22 protein-coding genes are annotated in these 23,777 nt (G+C 72.3%); 5 read left to right on the top strand and 17 right to left on the bottom strand.

The window, feature by feature from the left end; all coding sequences use genetic code 11:
- Nucleotides 1–65: 65 nt before the first annotated feature.
- From ACZ518_RS16215 to ACZ518_RS16255, 9 genes are all read right to left on the bottom strand, one after another.
- Entirely contained in the window at nucleotides 66–2,003 is a 1,938-nt protein-coding gene (locus tag ACZ518_RS16215; protein ID WP_469113682.1) for a helix-turn-helix domain-containing protein, read from the bottom strand.
- 151 nt (nucleotides 2,004–2,154) lie between these two features.
- Entirely contained in the window at nucleotides 2,155–2,862 is a 708-nt protein-coding gene (locus ACZ518_RS16220) for an AfsR/SARP family transcriptional regulator (RefSeq protein ID WP_469113683.1), read from the bottom strand.
- A 77-nt stretch (nucleotides 2,863–2,939) separates the two neighbouring features.
- Nucleotides 2,940–3,644: a ScbR family autoregulator-binding transcription factor gene (locus tag ACZ518_RS16225; protein WP_469113684.1), complete on the bottom strand. Its 705-nt coding sequence runs from the start codon at nucleotides 3,642–3,644 to the stop codon at nucleotides 2,940–2,942.
- A 220-nt stretch (nucleotides 3,645–3,864) separates the two neighbouring features.
- Entirely contained in the window at nucleotides 3,865–4,887 is a 1,023-nt protein-coding gene (gene fbaA, locus ACZ518_RS16230) for a class II fructose-bisphosphate aldolase (protein WP_388933322.1), read from the bottom strand.
- A gap of 303 nt (nucleotides 4,888–5,190) precedes the next feature.
- Nucleotides 5,191–5,730: an orotate phosphoribosyltransferase gene (gene pyrE, locus ACZ518_RS16235; protein ID WP_267034081.1), complete on the bottom strand. Its 540-nt coding sequence runs from the start codon at nucleotides 5,728–5,730 to the stop codon at nucleotides 5,191–5,193.
- Between the two features lie 56 nt (nucleotides 5,731–5,786).
- The gene (locus tag ACZ518_RS16240; protein ID WP_469113685.1) at nucleotides 5,787–6,575 is read right to left on the bottom strand and encodes an aldose epimerase family protein; all 789 of its coding nucleotides are present in this window, start codon (nucleotides 6,573–6,575) and stop codon (nucleotides 5,787–5,789) included.
- A gap of 19 nt (nucleotides 6,576–6,594) precedes the next feature.
- On the bottom strand, nucleotides 6,595–7,458 hold the full coding sequence (locus ACZ518_RS16245) for an SRPBCC domain-containing protein (RefSeq protein WP_469113686.1): 864 nt from the start codon (nucleotides 7,456–7,458) through the stop codon (nucleotides 6,595–6,597).
- A gap of 54 nt (nucleotides 7,459–7,512) precedes the next feature.
- On the bottom strand, nucleotides 7,513–9,156 hold the full coding sequence (locus ACZ518_RS16250; RefSeq protein WP_469113687.1) for a polyamine aminopropyltransferase: 1,644 nt from the start codon (nucleotides 9,154–9,156) through the stop codon (nucleotides 7,513–7,515).
- A gap of 105 nt (nucleotides 9,157–9,261) precedes the next feature.
- On the bottom strand, nucleotides 9,262–9,780 hold the full coding sequence (locus ACZ518_RS16255) for a DUF2617 family protein (RefSeq protein WP_469113688.1): 519 nt from the start codon (nucleotides 9,778–9,780) through the stop codon (nucleotides 9,262–9,264).
- A 737-nt stretch (nucleotides 9,781–10,517) separates the two neighbouring features.
- Here ACZ518_RS16255 and ACZ518_RS16260 point away from each other — a divergent pair.
- Together ACZ518_RS16260 and ACZ518_RS16265 are read left to right on the top strand one after the other, a co-directional pair.
- Nucleotides 10,518–11,705: a pyridoxal phosphate-dependent aminotransferase gene (locus ACZ518_RS16260; RefSeq protein ID WP_469113689.1), complete on the top strand. Its 1,188-nt coding sequence runs from the start codon at nucleotides 10,518–10,520 to the stop codon at nucleotides 11,703–11,705.
- Complete coding sequence (locus tag ACZ518_RS16265; protein ID WP_469114005.1) at nucleotides 11,651–12,865, top strand: hypothetical protein; 1,215 nt, start codon at nucleotides 11,651–11,653, stop codon at nucleotides 12,863–12,865. Before ACZ518_RS16260 ends, ACZ518_RS16265 begins: the two co-directional genes overlap by 55 nt.
- Nucleotides 12,866–12,880: 15 nt before the next feature.
- Here ACZ518_RS16265 and ACZ518_RS16270 read toward each other — a convergent pair whose 3' ends face one another.
- Complete coding sequence (locus ACZ518_RS16270; RefSeq protein WP_469113690.1) at nucleotides 12,881–13,420, bottom strand: type III secretion system chaperone family protein; 540 nt, start codon at nucleotides 13,418–13,420, stop codon at nucleotides 12,881–12,883.
- A 107-nt stretch (nucleotides 13,421–13,527) separates the two neighbouring features.
- Nucleotides 13,528–16,119, bottom strand: coding sequence for an ATP-dependent chaperone ClpB (gene clpB / locus ACZ518_RS16275; protein WP_469113691.1), 2,592 nt, complete (start codon nucleotides 16,117–16,119; stop codon nucleotides 13,528–13,530).
- A 171-nt stretch (nucleotides 16,120–16,290) separates the two neighbouring features.
- Here clpB and ACZ518_RS16280 point away from each other — a divergent pair, with 171 nt between their 5' ends.
- Nucleotides 16,291–16,695, top strand: a complete 405-nt coding sequence (locus ACZ518_RS16280; protein WP_469113692.1) for a pyridoxamine 5'-phosphate oxidase family protein — start codon at nucleotides 16,291–16,293, stop codon at nucleotides 16,693–16,695.
- A 198-nt stretch (nucleotides 16,696–16,893) separates the two neighbouring features.
- On the opposite strand, the gene ACZ518_RS16285 is transcribed toward ACZ518_RS16280, so the two are convergent.
- Together ACZ518_RS16285 and ACZ518_RS16290 are read right to left on the bottom strand one after the other, a co-directional pair.
- On the bottom strand, nucleotides 16,894–17,208 hold the full coding sequence (locus tag ACZ518_RS16285) for a Rieske (2Fe-2S) protein (protein ID WP_030228709.1): 315 nt from the start codon (nucleotides 17,206–17,208) through the stop codon (nucleotides 16,894–16,896).
- Nucleotides 17,208–17,405 carry a hypothetical protein gene (locus ACZ518_RS16290; protein ID WP_469113693.1) on the bottom strand — a complete coding sequence of 66 codons (198 nt, stop codon included), beginning with the start codon at nucleotides 17,403–17,405 and terminating at the stop codon, nucleotides 17,208–17,210. Before ACZ518_RS16290 ends, ACZ518_RS16285 begins: the two co-directional genes overlap by 1 nt.
- A gap of 85 nt (nucleotides 17,406–17,490) precedes the next feature.
- On the opposite strand from ACZ518_RS16290, the gene ACZ518_RS16295 reads away from it, so the two are divergent.
- A complete protein-coding gene (locus ACZ518_RS16295) occupies nucleotides 17,491–18,525 on the top strand; it encodes a helix-turn-helix transcriptional regulator (RefSeq protein WP_469113694.1) in 1,035 nt (344 codons plus the stop codon).
- A 121-nt stretch (nucleotides 18,526–18,646) separates the two neighbouring features.
- Here the strand turns inward: ACZ518_RS16295 and ACZ518_RS16300 are convergent, their stop codons facing one another.
- From ACZ518_RS16300 to dnaK, 4 genes are read right to left on the bottom strand one after another with little or no spacing between them, the layout of a single operon-like run.
- Nucleotides 18,647–19,114: a heat shock protein transcriptional repressor HspR gene (locus ACZ518_RS16300; RefSeq protein WP_427708201.1), complete on the bottom strand. Its 468-nt coding sequence runs from the start codon at nucleotides 19,112–19,114 to the stop codon at nucleotides 18,647–18,649.
- A gap of 1 nt (nucleotide 19,115) precedes the next feature.
- A complete protein-coding gene (gene dnaJ, locus ACZ518_RS16305) occupies nucleotides 19,116–20,291 on the bottom strand; it encodes a molecular chaperone DnaJ (protein ID WP_469113695.1) in 1,176 nt (391 codons plus the stop codon).
- Between the two features lie 39 nt (nucleotides 20,292–20,330).
- Complete coding sequence (grpE, locus tag ACZ518_RS16310) at nucleotides 20,331–20,993, bottom strand: nucleotide exchange factor GrpE (RefSeq protein ID WP_469113696.1); 663 nt, start codon at nucleotides 20,991–20,993, stop codon at nucleotides 20,331–20,333.
- Entirely contained in the window at nucleotides 20,993–22,837 is a 1,845-nt protein-coding gene (gene dnaK, locus ACZ518_RS16315; protein ID WP_469113697.1) for a molecular chaperone DnaK, read from the bottom strand. The genes grpE and dnaK overlap by 1 nt, the downstream gene beginning before the upstream one ends.
- A 286-nt stretch (nucleotides 22,838–23,123) precedes the next feature.
- On the opposite strand from dnaK, the gene ACZ518_RS16320 reads away from it, so the two are divergent.
- The gene (locus ACZ518_RS16320) at nucleotides 23,124–23,702 is read left to right on the top strand and encodes a sugar transferase (protein ID WP_469113698.1); all 579 of its coding nucleotides are present in this window, start codon (nucleotides 23,124–23,126) and stop codon (nucleotides 23,700–23,702) included.
- Nucleotides 23,703–23,777: the final 75 nt, after the last annotated feature.

A 23,777-nucleotide genomic window follows, 5' to 3' on the forward strand; every position in this document is an offset into this window, starting at 1 on the left:
GGGGCCGGGCGGGACGGCTTGGCGGGACAGCCGGGCGGGACGGCCGGGCGGGACGGCTTGGCGGGCTACACACCCTCCGAGCGGTCGGCGGCCGTGCGGCGGTCGTGCAGCACGGCGCGGGCCTTGCGCAGCCGCAGGGCCATCTGGATCTCCAGTGCCCCGGCGGGCTTCTGCCAGTCGGGGCCGAGGAGTTCGGCGATGCGGTCCAGCCGGCGGGAGACGGTGTTGGGGTGTACGTGCAGGGCCTCGGCGGCGTGGGTGGGGCTGGCGCCCGAGGCGAAGTACGCCTCCAGGGTGCGGGTCAGCTCCGTCAGCCGGTCCGTGTCGTACTCCAGGACGGGTCCGATGGTCGCCGCGATGAACGACTCCACGTCGTGGTCGGCGGACAGCAGCATGCCGAGGAAGCCCAGTTCGCGCAGGGAGGCGGTGCCGCCCACCCCGTCGAGCGCGGTCAGCGCGTCCAGGCAGCGCACGGCCTCGGCGTAGACGCGGGCCACCTCGCCCGGGCTCCCGGTGGGGCCCGCGGCCCCGGTGGACACGGCGTGGCCCAGCAGCGGCGACAGCTCCCCGGAGGCCCGGTGCGCGGCGGCCGAGGCGTCGGTGCCGGGCAGGACGAGGACGATGCAGCCGCGGCGGACGCCCTTGAGCCCGCCCATCCGGTACGCGTACGAGGACGCCCACGCCACGGCCTTGCCCAGTTCGCCGCCCTCGGGCCGGGCGACGACCACCACGTGCGGGCCGTCGAGGTCGATGCCGAGGCGGCGGGTGCGCTCCAGCAGGTGCAGGTCGACGGAGTGCGGGCGTTCCAGCAGATCGGCGAGGAGTTCGTCGTGGACGGGGCCCTCGGCGGCGGCCGTGCCCCGCTGGATCAGCATCAGCGAGGCCACGGACTGGGCGGCCAGCTGGAGCAGCCGTACGTCCTCCTCGGCGAGCGGCTCGGAGGCGCTGAGCAGCAGCACCCCGAGGTCCTCGGCCCCCGCCAGTACCGGGGCGAGCCACAGGTCGCCGGGCAGGCGCACCGGGCGCCGGTCGGTGAGGGCCTGGAGGGCGCCCTTGGTCACCGCGTCCTCGTCCAGGCCGGGCAGTTCCCCGGTCGCGGTCAGCGGCCGCCCGCCCGGGTCCCTCACCTGGAGCACGCCGTCCAGCGCGTCGGCGGTGGCCCGGGCGAGGGTGGCGAGGCCGGCTCCGTCCAGGACCAGCCCGGCCAGCCGGGCGTGGCACTCCCACAGGTAGCGGACCCGGGTGAGGGCGGTGTTGGTGCGCGAGCCGAAGGCCGCCAGCTCGGTGACCTCGTCGCGGGTCTGCTCCAGCAGCCGGGCCTTCTCGATGGCGACCGCGGCCAGGTCGGCGAGGGAGAGCATGATGCCGATCTCGTCCGGGGTGAACTCCCGTACGGCGCGGTCGGATCCGTAGAGCGCGCCGAGGGTGGAGTTCCCGCGCCGCAGCGGGACCGCGATGATCGCGTGCAGGCTCTCCGCCTCGACCACGGCGTCGATCCCGGGGGCGTGCGCGATGGAGGAGTCGGCGAGGTAGTCGGGGGTCCACACCGGTGAGCGGCGGGCCTGCGCGATGCTGCCGAGGCCCAGGCCGGTGCCGAGTTCGAGGCCGACGTTGAGCGCGGTGGTCTCGCCCTCCGAGGTGCGCACGTACGCCGAGCCGTCCGGGCGGCTCAGCGACAGCCAGGCCATGTCGAAGCCGAGGAGGCGCCTGGCCCGGCGGGTGATCAGGCGCAGCAGGCCGTCGATGTCGTACGGGGAGGTCAGGTCGTGGGCGGTGTCGACGAGGGCGGTGAGGGCGGCCTCCCGCTGTTTGCCGCTGCTCGCGGCAGCCCGCACCGAGCCGGCCAGGTCCACGGCCCGGGTGAGGGCGGCGAGTTCGGCTTCGTCCGCGCCCGCGGCGCGGGCCTCGGCGAGCAGGGTCTCGTACCGGCTCTGCGGGGCGTCCTGCGCGAGCAGCTCCAGTACGGCCAGCGGACCGCCCCCGTCCCCGTCCCCGCGTCGCATACCGCCGCTCCCCCCACCCCGACCAGCCGTTTTACGTCCCCGGCCCCGAACCTAGGTTCCGCCGGGCGAGGGGTCAAGCAGGACGCCCGCTGCCGGATGCGGGTCGGGTGACGGCGGGTCGGGTGGCTGCGGGGCCGGTGCGGGGCCCGGGTCAGGTGCGGGCGGCGCAGGTCAGGGAGGGTTCGGGGGTCGGCCGGGTCCTGCGGTCGGCCTCGACGCGTGCCTCGGCCCGGCGCAGCGCCGCCAGGTAGGCGCCGCTGGGCCGGCCGGCTCCGGAGCCGCGCAGGACGGCGAGCGCGAGGCGCAGCTCGCGGTGGCGGCCGAGGGCGAGTTCCGCCTCGGCCCACTGGCCGAGCACGGAGAGCCGGTCGGCGTCGAGGCAGGCGATGCGGCCGCGGAGCCAGGTCCCGGCGTCGATGCCGTCGAGGGCGGGGCCGGTCCACAGGTCCAGTGCCCGGCGGAGCCGTGCGGCGGCCTGCCCGTAGTCGCCGCGTTCCATGGCCCGGTATCCGGCCCCGGCCTCGCGTTCGAACTCGCGGACGTCGCAGCGGCCGCCGGCGGTGTCGAGAAGATACCCGCCGGGCCGGGTGGACAGCACGGTCTCGGGAGTTCGTACCGAGCCGGCCCCCAGGGCCTCCGCGAACCGCTCGCGCAGCCGGCGTACGGCGGTGTGCAGGGCGGCGTGGGCGTGCTCGGGCGGGACGCGGCGGGCCAGCTCGTCCGCGAGCACGGAAACGGGGACGACCCGGTCGGGACAGGCCGCGAGGACCGCCAGGACGTGCCGGGACTCCGGCGTGGGGGCGGTGATGGGCACACCGTTCTCGATGACCCGCGGTGTACCGAGTACCTCAATGTCCACAGTGATCTCCCTGGGCAGGCCAGCGGAAAAATAATACCCAGGAGGATCTTTTTGGGAAGAGGGCGGGCCGGTCGGCGTCAGGCCTCCTCCCGCGGGGGCACCCCGTCCACGCAGCCGTGCCGGCACTCGTGCGTGCCCTGCGGTCCGTACAGCGCCCGCGCACCCCGCCCGGGGGCGGTGTCCAGCCGGATCGCCACGGCCGGGATCACCACGCTGGGCATCACGTGCGTGTAGAGCTCCGAGACCTGTGCGTCCATGTCCAGGCCGAGCGTGTACGACATGGTGTTCAGCCCCGCGTACGCGCCCACGATCAGACGCGCCGGCACCCACGGGTCCACGTTCGGCAGCAGCTCCCCGCGCCGCTGGGCCTCTTCCAGCAGCGGGATGTGCAGCTCGATCCAGGTCTGGTAGGGGGTCACCCGGTCGAGGCCCCGGCCCGCGTGGTCGAGGGTGAGGCGGGTGCTGGCCCGCATCAGCGCGTCGTGGCGCATCTGGTGCGAGAAGACCATGCCGATGTCCACGAACTCCTGCGCCTTGTACTGCTGCGGCAGCATCTGCGGCTGCGCCTCGTTCTGCGCGTCGATGACGGCCTGGGCCAGGCCCTCCTTGGACTCGAAGTGGAAGTACAGCGCGCCCTTGGTGACGTTGGCGATGTTGACGATGTCCGAGAGCTTGGCCGTGTCGTAGCCGTGCTCCTCGAAGACCAGGGCGGCCGCCTCCAGGATCGCCCGGCGCGTGCGCACCGCCCTCTCCTGCTTGACCTGGGGTCGCTCTGTCTTCATTTCTGGCGTCGCCTTCTCCTGGCCCCGCCGGTTTTACATCCCCACGGGTACTTTTCTATGGGCAGATTCCACACCATCGGGCGGCCGCGCGTCCACCGGCGTATGTCACCTCGGGCGGATCCCGGGCGAATCCCTCCCGGATCCACCCCGGGGCACATGCGAAAAAAAGGGGGTCCGCCGGTCCGTGACGGACCGGCGGACCCCCTCGGGTCCTCGCCGCTTACTTCAGCTTGGTGCCCGTGGAGCGCAGGTCGGCACAGGCCTGGGTGACGCGCTTGGCCATGCTCGCCTCGGCCAGCTTGCCCCAGGTGCGCGGGTCGTAGGTGGACTTCTTGCCGACCTCGCCGTCGACCTTCAGGACGCCGTCGTAGTTGCGGAACATGTGGTCCGCGACCGGGCGGGTGAAGGCGTACTGGGTGTCGGTGTCGAGGTTCATCTTCACGACGCCGTTCTCCAGCGCGGTGGCGATCTCCTCGGGCGTGGAGCCCGAACCGCCGTGGAAGACGAAGTCGAACGGCGAGGCCTTGCCGAACTTCTCGGCGACACCGGCCTGCAGGTCCTTCAGCAGCTCGGGACGCAGGACGACGTTGCCCGGCTTGTAGACGCCGTGCACGTTGCCGAAGGAGGCGGCCAGCAGGTAGCGGCCCTTCTCGCCCAGGCCCAGGGCCTCGGCGGTGCGGATCGCGTCGTCGACGGTGGTGTACAGCTCGTCGTTGATCTCGTGGCTGACGCCGTCCTCCTCGCCGCCGGTCGGGGTGATCTCGACCTCAAGGATGATCTTCGCGGCGGCGGCCTTGGCGAGCAGCTCCTGGCCGATGGCCAGGTTGTCGGCCAGGGTCTCGGCGGAGCCGTCCCACATGTGCGACTGGAAGAGGGGGTTCAGGCCGCGGGCGACGCGCTCGGCGGACACTTCCAGGAGCGGACGTACGTAGCCGTCCAGCTTGTCCTTGGGGCAGTGGTCCGTGTGCAGCGCGACCGTGACGTCGTACTTGGCGGCGACGACGTGCGCGAACTCGGCCAGGGCGACCGCGCCGGTCACCATGTCCTTGCTGTACTGGCCGCCCAGGAACTCGGCACCACCGGTGGAGATCTGGATGATGCCGTCGCTCTCGGCCTCCGCGAAGCCGCGCAGCGCGGCGTGCAGGGTCTGGGTCGAGGTGACGTTGATGGCCGGGTAGGCGAACTTGCCTGCCTTCGCCCGGTCGAGCATCTCGTTGTAGACCTCGGGGGTTGCGATGGGCATCTGTCCGCTCCTTGGATGTGCGGGGAGTGTGCTTATTGCGGGCCCTGACCTGGGGGCGACGTCGCCGTCGCGCCTATCTTTCCAGACTCGGCGCAACACTCCACCCCGCCTGTCAGCCCCCTCTTACCGAAGCGGGCGGGATGTTTCACGTGAAACACCCCGCCCGCCGGAAAAGCCGCAGGTCAGGACCGGAGCGAGGACCTCCGGGACCTTGGTCACCAGTTGTCCCGCACCCGTTCCCCGGCCCGCCCGTCACCCCCGCGCGACCACGATCCGAGACGACCGGGGCCGGACCGGAAGGGGTCAGGCGAGGCCCAGGTCCCCGAGCTGGTAGCCGGTGAGGTAGGGCAGGCCGGCCCCGGCGATCGCGTCGGCGGCACCGCGGTCCACGATGGTCGCGACGGCCACGACCTCGCCGCCGGCCTCGCGGACCGCCTCGACGGCGGTCAGCGGGGAGCCGCCGGTGGTCGAGGTGTCCTCGACCACCAGGCAGCGCTTGCCCTTCACGTCGGTGCCCTCGATGCGGCGCTGCATGCCGTGGGCCTTCTGCGCCTTGCGGACGACGAAAGCGTCCAGGCGCTCGCCGCGCGCGGCGGAGGCGTGCAGCATCGAGGTGGCGACCGGGTCGGCGCCCAGGGTCAGGCCGCCGACGCAGTCGAACTCCAGGTCGGCGGTGAGGTCCAGCATGACCTGCCCGACCAGCGGGGCGGCCTCGCCGTCGAGGGTGATCCGGCGGAGGTCGATGTAGTAGTCGGCTTCCTTGCCGGAGGAGAGCGTCACCTTGCCGTGCACGACGGCCTTGTCCTTGATCTGCTGCAGAAGCGCATCGCGTACGTCAGTCATGGGTTCGAGCTTAGGGGGCCCGGTCATGCTCCGCCGGACACCCCCCGCGTCGCGGGTCAGTCGAGCCGCCGCCAGGTCCAGGTCGTGGAGACCTCCAGCGGGTCCACCGGCGTGACCAGGCGCGGGAGGGTGTTCAGGCCGTTCGGCGGGCCGGACTGCGGCTCGACGCAGACGGTCTCGGGCTGCTCGTCGTACACGACCACCCATTCGGCGGGGCTGGTGACCTTCAGCTCCAGCTGACCGGGCCAGGTGAGGGTGACGTCGACCCCGTAGGGCATGCCGAAGCAGTCGTCCCAGGGGCCGGGCTTCGGGTCGGTGCGGCGGCCGGTCGGGATGTGGTCCTCGTCGCGCTCCTCCTGCCAGGCCGGGTCGAAGCCGATCCGGGCCGGCTCCCCGCCCTCGGTCAGGACCCGGTTGAACCAGGGGTGCCAGCCCGCCTGCGCAGGGAAGGAGTCCTGGTACGTCTCCACGCCCAGGCGGATCGTCAGCGCGTCCGCGCCCAGCTCGAAGAGCTGCGTCACCCGGCCGGGGTACGGCCAGGGGTCGACGAGGTCGTAGGTGAAGGCCGCGGTGGTGTCCGTGGCCGAGGCCGTCTTCCAGGGCGCGTCCCGGGCGAGGCCGTGGATGGCGTGCGGCGGGTGGTTGAGCGGCAGCTGGTGGACCTCGGCGCCGTCGTGGAACCGTCCGTTCGCCGTGCGCCCGCACCACGGGACCATCGGGAAGGCCCCGAACTTCGGGCCCTGCCGCAGCAGCTCGATGCCGTCGACGCGCAGACCGCTGACCCGGCAGCCGTTTTCCTGATCGATGGTGAGTTCGGCGCCGCCGGCGCTCAGTCGCGTAGTCATACGGTGACCCTACGGCGCGTCAGCGACGGCGGCGCAACGCCCTTCCGACCACGACCGCCGAGGCGAGGGCCAGGGCCGCCGCGGGGGCGATCCAGCGCAGACCGTTGCCACCGCCCGCGGCGGAGGGCGCCGGGACCGGGGCGTAACGCCCGCGCGGGGGCGCGTGGTCGACCTCCTCGGCGCTGCGGCCGATCATCGTGCGGCGGGCGTGGGCGGCCTCGGCCGGCGGGCGCCCGGGGCCGGCGGGGTCCGTGCCGGCCCCTTCCACCTCCTCCGGCTCGGCGAAGGCGGCGAAGTCCGCGAACTCGCCTTCGAGGAAGGGGTCGAGGGTCGGGGGCGGCACCTCGGCGTCGAACACGGACGGCACGGCTCCGGAGGCTCCGGCCCCGTCCTCCCCGACCCCGTCCCCGCCCTCCCCGTCCAGCCCGGCCTCGGCGACGGGATCGCCCACGGTGCCGGCCGCGCCGGCCAGGTTGGCGGCGAAGCGGTCGAGGAGCCGTCCGGCGGCGGTGGCGGTGGCCTTCGGGTCGAAGGCGGCGGCCCGGCCGTCGGCGGTGGCCCCGCCGCTGAACTCCAGCAGGGTCCCGCCGTCGTGCGGGACGAGCCGCAGCACGAGCGCGAGGGTGACGGTGCCGCTGCCCCGCACCTCGGTGCCCTCGCCCTCCGCGGCGAAGTGGTCCGGGTCCCGTTCGGCGAGGGCCAGGGCGCCCCGGTAGGTCACGGCGTGGCCGCCGACCCGCACCTTGAGCCGCCCGGCCAGCGGCCCGGCGGCGGTGTCGGCGTCCTGCTGGAGCCCGGGAACGCAGCGGGCCACCCGGGCGGGGTCGCGCAGCACGGCGCGGACGTCTTGTGCCGGTACCGGAACGAACACCTGATGCTCCATGCGGCCGAGCCTACCGACGGGACCCGCCCCTGCACACGGACACGACGCCCCGACTCAGTGGTAACGCGGATGCGGCAGCGTGGACGGCGGGAGCCCGGGGGCCGGCCGGCTCCGGGCGGCGTCCCGGGCCGCGTCCTGCAGCCCCCGGGTGTTCACGGCCCGCAGGGCGGGGGTGTCGCGGTCCACGTGCAGCTCGGGGACCCGGTCGCGGGCGGCGAGCACGAAGCCCCAGTCCTGCGGCGGCGCGTCGGCCGCGCCCTGGGTGCGGTCGGGCCCGGCGGCGAAGCCGGAGCGCCGGCCGCCCGTGCTGTACGGGGTGGTGAGCAGCCCGGCGGCGCGCAGGGTGGACTCGACGGTCCAGTAGGTACGCGGCCTCGTGGTGAGGGGGCCGGCGTGGACCGCGATGCGCCCGCCCGGCTTCAGGGCCCGCGCGGCGAGCCCGTAGAACTCCTGCGAGTACAGCTTCGTGCTCGGCGTGATGCCCGGGTCGGGGAGGTCGGAGACGATGACGTCGAAGCGGTCCCGCGCGGCGGGCCCCCGCAGCCACCGGAAGGCGTCCTGGGTGACGACGCCGAGGCGCGGGTCGGCGTACGCCCGGGCGTTGAGCGCGGAGAGCATCGGGTCGGTGCGGGCGAGGCGGACCACGCCGGGGTCGAGCTCGACGACGGTGACGGAGGCGACGTCCCGGTAGCGCAGCACCTCGCGGGCGGCGAGCCCGTCGCCGCCGCCGAGGACCAGGACGCGGGCGTGCGGGCCGGTCATCGCGGGGTGGACCAGGGCCTCGTGGTAGCGGTACTCGTCGTAGCCGCTGACCCGCAGCCGCCCGTCCAGGAAGAGGTCCAGGGAGCGCGGGGATCCGGTGGACGGCCCGGTCAGCACCAGTTCCTGCACCCCGGTCTGCGCGGCGACCCGCACCTCGGCTCCGTAGACGGCGGTGCGCGCGGCCCGCTCGAAGTCGTCGACGAGGAGGGTGGCGGAGGCGAGCAGGGCGAGGACGGTCGCGTTGGCGGTGACCAGCAGCCAGCGGCAGCGTCTGCTGAGGTCGTGGCGGAACAGCCACAGGACGAGTCCGCCGCCGACGACGGCGTTCACGGTGCCGGTCAGCATGGCCCCGGTGAGCTGGCCGAGCACGGGCAGCAGCAGGAAGGGGAAGGCGAGCCCGCCGGCCAGGGCGCCCACGTAGTCGGCGGCGAAGAGGTCGGCGACGGCCCCGCCGGCGTCCTGTCTGCGGATGCGCTGGATGAGCACCATCAGCAGCGGGATCTCGGCGCCGATGAGCACTCCGATGCCGAAGGAGAACGCGACGAGGGCCGGCCGGGACTCCCCCAGCCAGGCGAAGCTCGCGTACAGGGCGATGGCGGAGAAGCCGCCGAGCAGGGCGAGCGCGGCCTCGATGGCGCCGAACCCGAAGGCGGGCCGGCGGCGCAGGCGTTTGGCGAGGAGGGAGCCGACGCCCATGGCGAAGACCATGACGGACAGGACGACCGACGCCTGTGTGACGGAGTCGCCGATGAGGTACGAGCCGAGGGCGAGCAGCTCCAGCTCGTAGACGAGCCCGCAGGCGGCGCAGACGAACACCGTGGCCAGCACGAGGAGTCGGCCGGTCCGGGGGCGTACGGGCAGGGCGGCCTGGACGGTCTGCACGCCCCGCGGCTCCGCCGCCGGGAGCACCCCGCGGGGGGCGGAACGGTCGATCATGCAGCGAACCGTACGTCACCGCCCACCGGCACCCTGTCACCCACATGGGTGCAAGTGGCGTGTCGATCAGGCCAGTTGGCGTAATCGTGAGGGCTCTCGGCGGGGCTAGACCGTGGCGCCCATGCGCACGCCCACTCGGGTGCGGGTGGCCACCAGCTGGCCCTCCTGGGGGTACGCGTGCCAGGTGCGCCAGCGCACCTGGCCCTCGTGCCGTTGCGCGAGCATCGCGGTGAACGCGTGCGGGTCACCGGGGAAGGTGCCGGCTAGCCCGTTCGGATGGTCCGCGACCAGCGCGAGCAGTTCCTGCGCCCGCCCCGCGAAAGACCCCCGGGAGAGGGTCTCGACCCGCGCGGCGAACTCGTACTCCCAGTCGCCCACCCGCTTCGCCACGCCGAGCGGCAGCGGCGTACTGCTGCCGGGCATACAGGCGACCGTCTCCGAGCAGAGCACCTCGCCCTCCTCCAGGAGCACCTGGTGAGAGGCCCCGAGCAGGCGCAACTCCACCTTCGCGTCCGCGAGCTGGAGGTTCAGTACGGCCAGGGCGGGCAGCCGGTCGCGTCCCAGGGCCCAGGCGAGATCGGCGGCACGCGTGTCGGTGTAGGTGGTCTGGAGGGTCGTGAGCATGAGTCGGCTCCGCAAACGCGCGAGGGAGATGGGCCGGGGCCCGCCAGCGGTAGTCAACGGGTGGGGGGACACCGGCACGGGTCCACAGGAAGTCCCGGGAGGTCCGGGGACTGGTCTACTCAACCGAGGGAATCATGAAAGGCACGGCACTCACAGCGTTTTTACCCAACTTGACGGGGTTTACATCCCCCCGGGGGCTTCACGGTTCACGTGTTCAACACGACGCCGCCCGTACGCCGTAGTGAGCGCCCGAACAAGAAGACGCCCGAAGGAAGTTGTCCCCGCCGGGCGTCTTGTCCACACCGGGTACGCGCGGCTTCCGCACACAGCGCGGATTCCTGATCGCGGCCCGCGGCGCACGTACCAGTGTCAGCTGGACCCGCAGCCTCCGCCACCGCAGGAGGACGAGGACCCGCACGACGAGGACGAACCGCAGGACGAGGACGAGCCGCAGGAGGACGAGGAGCCCCCGCCGCCGGCCCACCAGCTGGACCCGGAACCACCGGACCCGGAACCACCGGACCCGCTGCCGCCCGACCCTGACAGACGCGCCACCAGGACGACGAACCCCACGACCGCCGCCACCACGAGAACCAGGACGAGGGACATGGCCCCGCCTCCTTCCCCACACCCCGGTCGCCCGGGTCGCGGCACCCCCGTGGCCCGCGTGCAGGAGGGATGCCCGCAGGCCAAAGCCTCGAAAGCACACTTGAGCAACTCCAGAGGTTCCCCCGAGGATGACGCTCATGAGCGCACTCGCGGGCAGCAGCAGCCGCCCCTTCCTCAACCGCCGCCTCGCCGCCTTCGGCACCACGATCTTCGCGGAGATGTCGGCGCTGGCCGCCCGCACCGGGTCGATCAACCTGGGCCAGGGCTTCCCCGACACCGACGGCCCCGCCGAGATCGCCGAAGCCGCCGTACGCGCGATCCGCGACGGCCGCGGCAACCAGTACCCGCCCGGCCCCGGCATCCCCGAACTGCGCACCGCCGTCGCCGCCCACCAGCAGCGTTTCCACGGCCTGTCCTACGACCCGGACACCGAGGTCCTCGTCACCGCCGGTGCCACCGAGGCCATCGCCGCCTCCCTCCTGGCCCTCCTCGAACCGGGCGACGAGGTCATCGCGCTGGAGCCGTTCTACGACTCCTACGCCGCCTGCATCGCCATGGCGGGCGCCGTCCGCGTCCCGCTCACCCTGCGCGCCCCGCACTTCCGCCCGGACCTCGACGCCCTGCGCGACGCGATCACCCCGCGCACCCGGCTGCTCCTGCTCAACACCCCGCACAACCCCACGGGCACCGTCCTGACCCGCGAGGAACTGGCCGCCATCGCCGAGCTCGCCGTGGAGCGCGACCTCCTCGTCGTCACCGACGAGGTGTACGAGCACCTCGTCTTCGAGGGCACGCACGTGCCGCTGGCCTCCCTGCCCGGCATGCGCGAACGCACCGTCACCATCTCCTCCGCCGGCAAGACCTTCTCCTTCACCGGCTGGAAGGTCGGCTGGATCACCGCCCCGCCCGCGCTGGTCTCGGCGGTCCGCTCCGCCAAGCAGTTCCTGACGTACGTCTCCTCCGGCCCCTTCCAGTACGCCGTGGCCGAGGCCCTCGCCCTCCCCGACTCCTACTTCGACGGCTTCCGCGTCGACCTCGCCGCCAAGCGCGACCTGCTCTCCGACGGGCTCGCCGCCGCCGGCTTCGAGGTCTTCCGCCCGCAGGGCACGTACTTCATCACCACCGACGTCTCGCCCCTGGGCGAGAAGGACGGCCTCGCCTTCTGCCGCGCCCTGCCCGAGCGGTGCGGGGTCGTCGCCATCCCGAACCAGGTCTTCTACGACGACAAGTCCGCCGGGGCCACCCAGGTCCGCTGGGCCTTCTGCAAGCAGACCGACGTCCTCCAGGAGGCCGTGGACCGCCTCCGCCGGCTCTGAGGCCCGGCGTGGACGCGCCGACGAGACAGGTCCCGTCCGCCCCCGGACGAACGGGCCGAAGACGGGGGACGGCCTGGCCGGCCGGGGTCGCGCTCGGGGTGTTCGCCGCCGTGCGCGGGGCCGGGGTCCTGGTCATCGCCCTCGGCGCCTGGTGGGCCGGCCGGAATCCGGTGAAGGTGCTCGGCGGCTCCTGGGACTCCTTCTGGTACCTGTCCATCGCCGCCGACGGCTACGGCCGCACCCAGATGTGGCCCGCCTCCCACTCCATCCAGAGCGACTACGCCTTCTTCCCGCTGTACCCGCTGCTGGTGGACCTCACCGGCGGCGGTCCCGTCGCCGGGCTCGTGGTGTCCTGGACGGCCGCGGCCGCTGCCGCCGTCGGGGTGTACCGGATCGGGGAGCTGCTGCTCGGGGCGCGGGCCGGGGTGCTGCTCGTCGCGCTGTGGGCCTCGCTGCCGCACGCGGTGGTGCTGGGCCTCGCCTACACCGAGCCGCTGCTGTGCGCGCTGGCCGCCTGGTCGCTGTACGCGCTGCTGCGGGAGCGCTGGCTGGGGGCGGCCTCCCTGGCCGCGGTCGCCGGGCTGACCCGGCCCACCGGGATCGCCGTCGCCGCCGCCGTGACCGTCCTGGCCCTGCGGGAGCTGGTGCTGCGGGGCAACCGCGCGCCCGAGGTGTGGGCGGCCGGGCTGCTCGCGCCCGCGGGCTGGGCCTCGTACGTCGTGGCCGTCGGGGCGCACCGCCACGACCCCCTCGGCTACTTCACCGTCCAGCGGCAGTGGGGCTCGCGCTTCGACTTCGGCGGCGGGACCCTGGAGACGGCCTGGAAGGCCCTGTCCGGCGGGCCCGTGACCGTCCCGGCCGGGGTGGCGCTGGCCGTGCTCGCCGCCGCCGGGCTGCTCGCGGTGGCGGCCGTACTGGACCGGACGCCGCTGCCGCTGCTCGTGTACGCGGGGACGCTGCTGGTGATCACCTTCGGCGGGGCGGGCTTCTTCGAGTCGAAGCCGCGCTTCCTGCTGCCCGCGTTCCCGCTGCTGCTGCCGGTGGCGGCCGCCATGGCGAGAGCCCGGCCCCGCACGGCGGTCGCGGTGACCGCCGGCCTGGCCGGGCTCTCGTGGGGCTACGGGGCGTACCTGCTCCTCATGGCGAAGGTACCCCTGTAGGAGGAGCGGGGACGGCTACTCGCCGTCCTCCTCCTTCTTCTCCTCGTCCTGGGCGGAGTCGACGTCCTTCTCCAGGCCGAGCTGCTCCAGCAGCCACTTGTCGAACTCGATCGACGCGCGGACCCAGCTGACCGTGGAGGACACGAAGTGCTCCAGGCTGACGCCGGTGCCGATCAGCATCTGCGCCTCGCCGATCAGCCGGACGGAGCCGTCGTCGTGCGTGTGGCTGTAGACCTTGGGCCACAGCGTGCGGCGGTTCCAGTCGTCGATCGACTCCAGCAGCTGCGGCTTGTCGTCGATCGCGTGCGGGCGGTCGTAGAAGGTCCGCACGGAGAAGACCTGCTGCTCGCCCTCTCCGCGGAACATGAAGTAGGTGCGGAAGTCCTCCCACGGCGCCGCGAGGTCACCCTCGTCGTCGACGACGTACTTCAGCTCCATCTGCTCCAGGAGCTGCTTGACGAGGTCCTGGTCGGGGACGACGGGGCCCGCCGGTCCTTGGCCTTGCGGTTCGGGCTGACCCCCGAAGTTCGGAATCGAGGCCGGGTCGATGCTCACCGTGTACTTCCCTTCGTGCGGATGATTCCATCCTCCCCCATCGCGCCCACCCCGTGTCCAGCCCCGCACCCTCGATCCGCTCCGGGCGGAACGGGGCCCGGCGGCCCTTACAGGGCCCGGCCGACCAGCAGGTCCTCGCCGGCCACGTCCACCCGTACGGTGTCGCCGTCGCGGACCTCGCCGGAGAGGATCTCCTTGGCGAGGCGGTCGCCCACGGCCGTCTGGATCAGGCGGCGCAGGGGGCGGGCGCCGTACGCCGGGTCGTTGCCCTTGTCCGCCAGCCAGGCCAGGGCCTCGGGGGTGACGTCCAGGGCGAGCCGGCGGTCGGCGAGGCGCTTGGCGAGCCGGGCGATCTGGAGCTCGGCGATGTGCGCCAGCTCGTCGCGGGTCAGCGCGGAGAAGACGACGAGGTCGTCGAGGCGGTTGAGGAACTCCGGCTTGAAGCTCGCCCGGACCACCTCCAGGACCCGCGTCTTCTTGTCCTCGGCGGAGGGCACCGGATCCACCAGGAACTGGCTGCCCAGGTTCGAGGTGAGGATCAGGATGGTGTTGCGGAAGTCCACCGTCCGGCCCTGGCCGTCGGTGAGGCGGCCGTCGTCGAGGACCTGGAGCAGGATGTCGAAGACCTCGGGGTGGGCCTTCTCGACCTCGTCCAGCAGCACCACGCTGTACGGGCGGCGCCGGACGGCCTCGGTGAGCTGGCCGCCCTCCTCGTAGCCGACGTAGCCGGGCGGGGCGCCGACCAGCCGGGCCACGCTGTGCTTCTCGGAGTACTCGGACATGTCGATGCGGACCATGGCCCGCTCGTCGTCGAAGAGGAAGTCCGCGAGGGCCTTGGCCAGCTCCGTCTTGCCCACGCCCGTCGGGCCCAGGAAGAGGAACGAGCCGGTGGGGCGGTCCGGGTCGGCGATGCCGGCCCGGGTGCGGCGCACGGCGTCCGCGACGGCCCGTACGGCCTCGGTCTGGCCGATCAGGCGGCGGCCCAGCTCGTCCTCCATGCGCAGGAGCTTCTGGGTCTCCCCTTCGAGGAGCCGGCCGGCCGGGATGCCGGTCCAGGCGCCGACCACGTCGGCGATGTCGTCGGGGCCGACCTCGTCCTTGACCATGGAGTTCTTCGCGGTCCCGGCCGCGGCCTCCTCCTCGGTGGCCTCCGCCAGCTCGCGCTCCAGCTGCGGGATCTCCCCGTAGAGCAGCTTGGAGGCGGTGTCGAAGTCGCCGTCGCGCTGGGCGCGCTCGGCCTGGCCGCGCAGGTCGTCCAGGCGCTCCTTGAGCTCGCCGACGCGGTTGAGGGACTGCTTCTCCTTCTCCCAGCGGGCGGTGAGGCCGCGCAGCTCCTCCTCCTTGTCCGCGAGGTCCTTGCGGATCTTGTCGAGGCGTTCGATCGAGGCCGGGTCGGACTCGTTCTTCAGCGCCAGCTCCTCCATCCGCATCCGGTCCACGGAGCGCTGGAGCTCGTCGATCTCCACGGGCGAGGAGTCGATCTCCATGCGGAGCCGGGAGGCCGCCTCGTCGACGAGGTCGATGGCCTTGTCGGGCAGGAAGCGGGAGGTGATGTAGCGGTCGGACAGGGTGGCGGCGGCGACGAGGGCGCTGTCGTTGATGACGACCTTGTGGTGGGCCTCGTAGCGGCCCTTGAGCCCGCGCAGGATCGCGATGGTGTCCTCGACGGTGGGCTCGGCGACCAGCACCTGCTGGAAGCGGCGCTCCAGCGCCGGGTCCTTCTCGATGCGCTCGCGGTACTCGTCCAGGGTGGTCGCGCCGACCATGCGCAGCTCGCCGCGGGCCAGCATGGGCTTGAGCATGTTGCCCGCGTCCATGGCGGAGTCCCCGCCGGCCCCGGCGCCGACGACGGTGTGCAGTTCGTCGATGAAGGTGATGATCTGCCCCTCGCTCGACTTGATCTCGGCGAGGACGGTCTTCAGCCGCTCCTCGAACTCGCCGCGGTACTTGGCGCCGGCCACCATCGCGCCGAGGTCGAGGGAGACGAGCCGCTTGCCCTTGAGGGACTCGGGGACGTCGCCCTTGACGATGCGCTGGGCCAGGCCCTCGACGACGGCGGTCTTGCCGACGCCGGGCTCGCCGATGAGCACCGGGTTGTTCTTGGTGCGGCGGGAGAGGACCTGGACGACGCGCCGGATCTCGTGGTCGCGGCCGATGACGGGGTCGAGCTTGCCGTCGCGGGCGGCGGCGGTGAAGTCGGTGCCGAACTTCTCCAGGGCCTTGTACTGGCCCTCGGGGTCGGGGGTGGTCACCCGCCGTGCTCCTCGTGCGTTCTGGAAGGCGTCCAGCAGCTTCTTCGCCGTGGCGCCCTGGGCGGAAAGGACCTCACCGGCCGGTCCGCCCTTGGCGGCGATGGCGATGAGGAGGTGTTCGGTGGAGAGGTACTCGTCGCCGAGGCGGCCGGCCTGGGAGTCGGCCTCGGCCAGTACGGCGAGCAGGTCGCGGCTGGGCTGCGGGGGCGCGACGGTGGAGCCGGTGACGCTGGGCAGGGCGGCGAGCAGGCGCTCCGCCCCGGTGCGGACGGCGGCCTGGTCGGCGTCGGTGGCGACCAGCAGGTCGACGACGTTCTCGTTGTCCTCGCCGGCGAGCAGCGCCAGCAGGAGGTGCGCGGGGGTCAGGTCGGCGTGGCCGTCCTTGACGGCCCTGCTGGTGGCCGCGTTCAGGGCGTCGCGGCTCTTGTTGGTCAGCTCGGCGTCCACTCTCGGTTTCTCCTCTCCGGCGGGCGTACGTGACCTGTCGCACCCGGCTGGCGGCCGGATACGCACTCTGACAGATTCAGCATCTGCAAAGTTGAGTCTATTCCACTCAAGGCTGTACGGGGGCCATTCTCCCGCCGGATCCGGCGGGTGCGCGGGCGTACGCTTCGGCCCATGTCCCATGACGTACTCAACCCGACGCCCGAGTACCTCGCCTTCTGGCGGGAGCGGCACGTCTGCACCCTGACCACGCCGCGCCCGGACGGCACGCCGCACGTGGTGCCCGTCGGCGTGACCTACGACCCGGAGTCCGGGCTGGCACGGGTGATCAGCAACAAGCACAGCAAGAAGGTCCGCAACGTCCTGGCGGCGGCCGGCGGCGGCGCGCGGGTGGCGGTCTGCCAGATGGAGGGCAGGCGCTGGGCCACCCTGGAGGGGCGCGCGGTGATCCGTACGGACGAGGCGTCGGTCGCCGAGGCCGTGGCGCGCTACGCGGAGCGGTACGGGCGGATGCCCTCGCCCAACCCGGACCGGGTGGTCCTGGAGATCACCCTGGACCGGGCCATGGGCCGGGCCTGAGCCCCCCGGGGCGGACCTGGAGCGGCCTGCGAGCGGCCTTCGAGCAGCCTTCGGGCGTTCCCCGGCGGATCCCCGGGCGATTGTCCGGTTCAACCACTGGACGCGGACATCACAACGGCGCCATCGTGGTCAGGTCCACGATGGCGCCGTTGTGTGGGGGTAGCACCTGGAGCGATCTGCAACGACGGGGGAATCGCCTCAGGCACTGCGGGGGGTGGCGGTGGTGATATCGGGCTCGAACAGCTGGTGGTCACGCTGGTCGAGGTTGACGAAGACCATTCCGTACCGCACTTCGCAGCGGACGGGCTGCGGTGCGCCCCGGGGGCGGCGCAGACAGCGGTAGGCGCGGACGTCCTCGTCCTCCTCGCGCACGACGACGATCGGCTGGCCGAAAAGAGTGACCATCAACGAATCGCCGGCGTAGGGGATCGCCGTGGCGAGGTCTATGAACTGCCACCCGGAGCGGTACGCGGATGCCATTTCGCGGCGGAAGTCGCGGTCGTCCGGGGTCATCAGGAGGCCTTCGCAGGGATGCTGTTCCAGCCGAAGTCGCTCTCGACCGCCGTCCCGGCCGACGGACCGGCAGCAGCCGGAGCGCTCCCCGTGTCCCCGTCGACGGCGACGACTGCCCCAAAGACGGCAACGGTGGAGAAAACAACGGCAAGCGCCGAGCGAAGCATTCTCTTATACATGGTCGGCTTCGTCCTCACTTGATGGAATCCTCTCCCCCGCACTGACAGACGATGGCTCATTCAGGCACGTCAGTGCCACAGGGACGATGCATCATGTTCTTACATGTTCAGGACCCTGGGGGGTGGAGATTTGCCCAAGAGCGACATAAACCCGACACATCGCCACCCCGTCACGGAGATGTGCACCGAGGGCGCGCGACTCTACGCGGCGGCCCTGAGCACCGGCCGCGTCGCCCGCGGCGAGGTCGCGAACGCCCCCTGCCTGCTCGAATTCGCGCTACTGCGCCCCGACCCGGACGACGCGAACCAGCTGCGCGCGGTTCCCCCGTCCATCGCGCTGGCCCAGCGGCTCCATCCGATCGAACGCGAGATCCAGGAGCGCAGGCGCACCGCAGTAGATCTCACCGACGCATTCGAGCCGTTCCTCACCATCAGCGCCCAGAGTCCCGCAAATACCCACGCCATCACGGTGCTGGAGGGATTCGACCAGATCAACGCCGCCATCGACCTGGCCACCGCCGAGTGCCACACCGAGGCCCTGACCGTCCAGCCGGGTGGCGCCCGGCCGACCTCCGTGCTCAGCGAGTCCCTGGAGCGGGCCACGCCGATGATCGACCGCGGGGTGAGCATCCGCACGCTCTACCAGCACACGGTGCGGCACAGCCAGGGCACGCTCGCCTACGTGGACCGGATCTCCGCCGGAAAGGTCGAGATCCGCACGCTGGAGGAGCTGATAGAGCGTCTCATGATCTTCGACCGCACGGTGGCCATCATCCCCGCCAGCGACGACCGGCGGGTGGCCCTGGAACTGCGGCACCCGGGACTGGTGGACTACCTCATCAAGGTCTTCGAACAACTCTGGCGCAGGGCCGTGCCGTTGGGCGACGAGGTCACGTACACGCACAGCCCGGATGGTATCTCCGGAGTGCAGCGTTCCATCGCGCAGCTGCTGATCGAGGGCCACGTGGACGAGGCGATCGCCCGCCGGCTGGGAATGAACGTACGCACCTGCCGCGCGCACATCGCGAAGCTGGCCGCCGCCCTGGGCAGCGGGAGCAGGGCCCAACTGGGCTACCTCATCGCCCAGTCCGGGATCCTGCACGGATCCGGCGGCCCGGCGCAGCTCCCCGAGGCCTGACAGCGGCCCGCAGGCGGCCGCCAGGAGCCCCCGGACGCACGGAAGGCCCCGTTGGAGCCCTCCTCGTGCGGGAGGGGCCCCACGGGGCCTGCACGGCGCGGCCGGCGGCGCGGCCGGCGGGTCAGTCGCCCGGGCGCTTGGTGGGGCGCCAGACGACCAGGGCGTTACCGGGCACCGGCGGCTGGTACGGCACCAGGTCACGGCGGTACGAGGCGTGCACCTGGGCCTCGCGGGCCTGGAGGGCGGCGGCCGCCCCGTCCACGGCGGCGGACAGCTCGGCCACGCGCTGCTGGAGCGCGGCCACCTGGTTCTCCAGTTCGATGATCCGCTTGATCCCGGCCAGGTTGATGCCCTCGTCCTGGGACAGCTGCTGCACCGTGCGGAGCAGTTCGATGTCCCTGGCCGAATACCGCCGGCCGCGGCCGGCCGTACGGTCCGGGGAGACCAGGCCGAGCCGGTCGTACTGGCGCAGGGTCTGCGGGTGCAGGCCCGAGAGCTGGGCGGCCACCGAGATCACGTAGACCGGGGTCTCGTCGGTGAGCTGGTAAGCCCCCTCGCCGAAGCGGGGCTGTCGGCGGCGGCCGTCCATGTCATGCTCCCTTCGCGGACTCGAACAGGAGGGCGCGCGGGTCCTCGGACCCGGTCGCGTCCCGGTACATCTCCAGCGCCTCGCGGGCCTTGTCGGACAGCTCCGCCGGAACCGCGACCTCCACCGTGACGAGCAGGTCGCCGCGGGTACCGTCCTTGCGGACCGCGCCCTTGCCGCGGGCCCGCATGGTGCGGCCGCCGGGGGTGCCCGGGGGGAGCTTCAGGGTGACCGGGGGGCCGCCCAGGGTCGGCACCTTGATGTCGGCGCCCAGGACGGCCTCGGCGAAGGTCACCGGGACCGTCACCGTGAGGTTGTCGCCCTTGCGGCCGAACACCGGGTGGGTGCCGACGTGCACCACCACGTAGAGGTCGCCCGCCGGGCCGCCGCGCTCGCCCGGAGCGCCCTTGCCGCGCAGCCGGATCCGCTGGCCGTCGGAGACGCCCGCCGGGATCCGGACCTGCATGGTGCGGGAGGACTTGGCGCGCCCGCTGCCCTTGCAGACCTCGCAGGGGTTCTCCGCGATCAGGCCGCGGCCCTTGCAGTCGGCGCAGGGGTCGGTCAGCGAGAAGCCGCCGCCGCTGCCCCGGGACACCTGGCCGGTGCCGACGCAGGTCGGGCACACGCGGGGCGTGCCGTTCGTGTCGCCGGTGCCCGAACAGGCCTTGCAGGGGGACTGCGAGGACATCCGCAGCGGCACGGTCGCACCGTCCACGGCCTCCGTGAAGGAGAGCGTGACCTCCGACTCGATGTCCTGGCCGCGGCGCGGCTGGACGCGGGTGCCCGCACCGGCGCCCGCGCCGCGGTTGAACAGCCCGCCGAAGACGTCGCCCAGGCCGCCGCCGAAGCCGCCCTGGCCGCCCTGCTGGGTACCGCCGAACAGGTCGCCCAGGTCGAAGTTGAACGAGCCGCCGCCGCCCGGACCGGCGCGGAAGCCACCGTTCCCGAACAGCGCGCGGGCCTCGTCGTACTCCTTGCGCTTCTTGGCGTCGCCGAGGATGTCGTTCGCCTCGGAGATCTCCTTGAAGCGCTCCTCGGCCGAGGCGTCGCCCTTGTTGGCGTCCGGGTGGAACTCGCGGGCGAGCTTCCGGTACGCCTTCTTGATCTCGGCCTCGGTGGCGTCCTTCGGGACACCGAGGACCTTGTAGTAGTCCTTCTCGACGAAGTCCTTCGTGCTCATCCCCGGTGTCCCTCCTCTCGGATCCCTACATGGTGTGCGTCAGCCCTTGTCGGGGGCATCCGTGTCCTTGTCGGACGGCGTGTCGCCGTCGCCGGACTCGGACTTCGCGGCGGGTGCCGCGCCCGGCTGGGGCTCGGCCACCGCGACCCGCGCGGGGCGGATCGTGCGCTCGCCGATCCGGTACCCCGGCTGCAGGATCGCCACGCAGGTCGTCTCGGTGACGTCCGGCGCGTACGAGTGCATCAGGGCCTCGTGGATCGTCGGGTCGAAGGGCTCGCCCTCCTTGCCGAACTGCTGCAGCCCCATCTTGGCCGCGGCGGTCTCCAGCGACTCGGCCACCGACTTGAAGCCGCCGACCAGCTCGCCGTGCTCCCGGGCCCGGCCGATGTCGTCCAGGGTCGGGAGGAGCTCCGTCAGCAGGCTCGCGACCGCGATCTCCTTGACGGCGACCCGGTCCCGCTCCACGCGGCGACGGTAGTTCTGGTACTCGGCCTGGAGCCGCTGGAGGTCCGCGGTGCGCTCGCCGAGCGCGGTACGGGCCTGGTCCAGCTGCGCCAGCAGGGCCACGTCGGCCTTGTCCCCGGCCGGGGCCGCCTCGTCCTCCTTCTTGGAGGAGTCGGCGGCCTTCGGCTCCGCGTCGTCAGCGCCGGCGCCGGTGGGGACTTCGGGCTCCTCGTCGAAACCCGGGGTCTCCTCCGACATCAGGCAGCGCCGCCCTTCGGCTTCTCGTCGTCGACGATCTCGGCGTCGACGACGTCGTCGTCGGCCTTGGCCTGGCCCGCGTCACCCGCACCGCCGGCGGCCTGGGCGGCCTGCGCGTCGGCGTAGATGGCCTGGCCGAGCTTCTGGCTGACCGCGGCGAGCTTCTCCGTCGCCGTGCGGATCTCGGCGGTGTCCTCGCCCTTGAGCTTGTCCTTCAGCTCGGTGACGGCCGTCTCGACCTCGGTCTTGACCTCGGCCGGGACCTTCTCCGCGTTGTCCGCGAGGAACTTCTCCGTCTGGTAGACGAGCTGCTCGCCCTGGTTGCGGGACTCGGCGGCCTCCTTGCGGCGCAGGTCCTCGTCCGCGTACTGCTCGGCCTCCTGGCGCATGCGGTCGACCTCGTCCTTGCCGAGCGAGGAGCCGCCGGTGACGGTCATCTTCTGCTCCTTGCCCGTGCCAAGGTCCTTGGCCGTGACGTGCATGATGCCGTTCGCGTCGATGTCGAAGGAGACCTCGATCTGCGGGACGCCGCGCGGGGCCGGCGGCAGGCCCGTCAGCTCGAACATGCCGAGCTTCTTGTTGTACGCCGCGATCTCGCGCTCGCCCTGGTAGACCTGGATCTGCACGGACGGCTGGTTGTCCTCGGCCGTCGTGAAGATCTCCGACCGCTTGGTCGGGATGGTCGTGTTGCGCTCGATGAGCTTGGTCATGATGCCGCCCTTGGTCTCGATGCCGAGGGACAGCGGGGTCACGTCGAGGAGCAGGACGTCCTTGACCTCACCCTTGAGGACACCGGCCTGGAGGGTGGCGCCGATGGCGACGACCTCGTCCGGGTTGACGCCCTTGTTGGCGTCCTGACCGCCGGTGAGCTCCTTCACGAGCTCGGCGACGGCCGGCATGCGGGTGGAGCCGCCGACCAGGACCACGTGGTCGATCTCGGACAGCTGGATGCCGGCGTCCTTGATGACGTTGTGGAACGGGGTCTTGCAGCGGTCGAGCAGGTCCGCGGTCAGCTGCTGGAACTGGGCGCGGGTGAGCTTCTCGTCCAGGTGCAGCGGGCCCTCGGCGGAGGCCGTGATGTACGGCAGGTTGATCGAGGTCTCCGTGGAGGAGGACAGCTCGATCTTCGCCTTCTCGGCGGCCTCGCGCAGGCGCTGGAGCGCCATCTTGTCCTTGGACAGGTCGACGCCGTGGCCGTTGGCGAACTGCTTCACCAGGTAGTCGACGACGCGCTGGTCCCAGTCGTCGCCACCGAGGTGGTTGTCACCGTTGGTGGCCTTGACCTCGACGACACCGTCGCCGATCTCCAGGAGCGACACGTCGAAGGTGCCGCCACCGAGGTCGAAGACGAGAATGGTCTGGTCGTCCTTGTCGAGGCCGTACGCCAGGGCGGCGGCGGTCGGCTCGTTGACGATGCGCAGGACGTTCAGACCGGCGATCTCGCCGGCCTCCTTCGTCGCCTGGCGCTCGGAGTCGTTGAAGTAGGCAGGAACGGTGATGACCGCGTCCGTGACCTTCTCGCCCAGGTACGCCTCGGCGTCGCGCTTCAGCTTCTGCAGGATGAAGGCGCTCATCTGCTGCGGGTTGAAGTCCTTGCCATCCAGGTTGATCTTCCAGTCAGTGCCCATGTGGCGCTTGACGGAGCGGATGGTCCGGTCAACGTTCGTGACCGCCTGGCGCTTGGCCACCTCGCCGACGAGGACTTCGCCGTTCTTGGCGAAGGCGACGACGGACGGCGTGGTCCTGGCACCCTCGGCGTTGGTGATGACGGTGGGCTCGCCGCCTTCGAGAACGCTGACGACGGAGTTAGTGGTGCCCAGGTCGATGCCGACCGCACGTGCCATTTCGATTCCTCCAACTGACTTGAGTGGAACAGGCTCAAGAATGCCGTAACGCTGCGCTGGCGTCAACAGAGGTGAGCCGAGGGGGCTCAACCTTTAGGCTGCGCTTACGCTCATGGCCACTACCACCTGGGGCTGCGCCCCGACCCGGGCACCGAGGCTGGGCGCGGGCCCGGCGCGGGGTCCGGGGCAGAGCCCCAGCGGTCGACCCGCGCCCGAACGGGTTCCGGGCGCGGGGGCGGCCGCGCGGCGCGCCTGGGGCACCACGGGCTTCCGGCACGGTGCTGGCATGCCTCCGCTGACCACCCTCACCGCCCGGCCAGGGCCCCGGCCGCGGCCGCTCCGGACCTGGATCCCGGCGAGAATCCACCTTCCGGCCAGGCCGCCGGCGAAGCGGGTCTTCGACCTGATCGGCGCGGTGACCCTGCTGACGGCCGCGGTCCTCCCGCTGCTGCTGACCACCGCCCTGCTGTACGCGGCGACCCGCGCGGGCGTCCTCGTACGCGAGCCCGTGCTCGGGCTCGGCGGGCGCCCCTTCCGCGCCTGGCGGCTGCGCACCGAGGGCGCGGGGCGTACCGGCGCGCTGGTGCGGCGGTGTGCGCTGGAGGGGCTGCCGCGGCTGCTCAACGTGGTGCGCGGCGAGATGTCGCTGGTCGGGCCGCGCCCGGAGCCCCGTACCGATCACCCGGAACGCCTGCTCGTTCGCCCCGGAATGACCGGATTGTGGCAGGTCAGCGCGCGTTCCGACCTCCCCTGGGAGGAGATGGCCCTGCTGGACCGGCACTATGTGGAGAGCCATTGGCTGGGGATGGATCTCGCGATCCTCGCGCAGACCCCTCGGGCGGCCTACCGACAGAGGCATGCCTGAGCGACACAGATCACCGCACGCTCACCTACAGTGCGGCGCGGGAACTGGGTAACCTCAAGCCTTGACTCAATAAGT

The sequence above is a fragment of the Streptomyces sp. NPDC033966 genome (genome assembly GCF_055575955.1).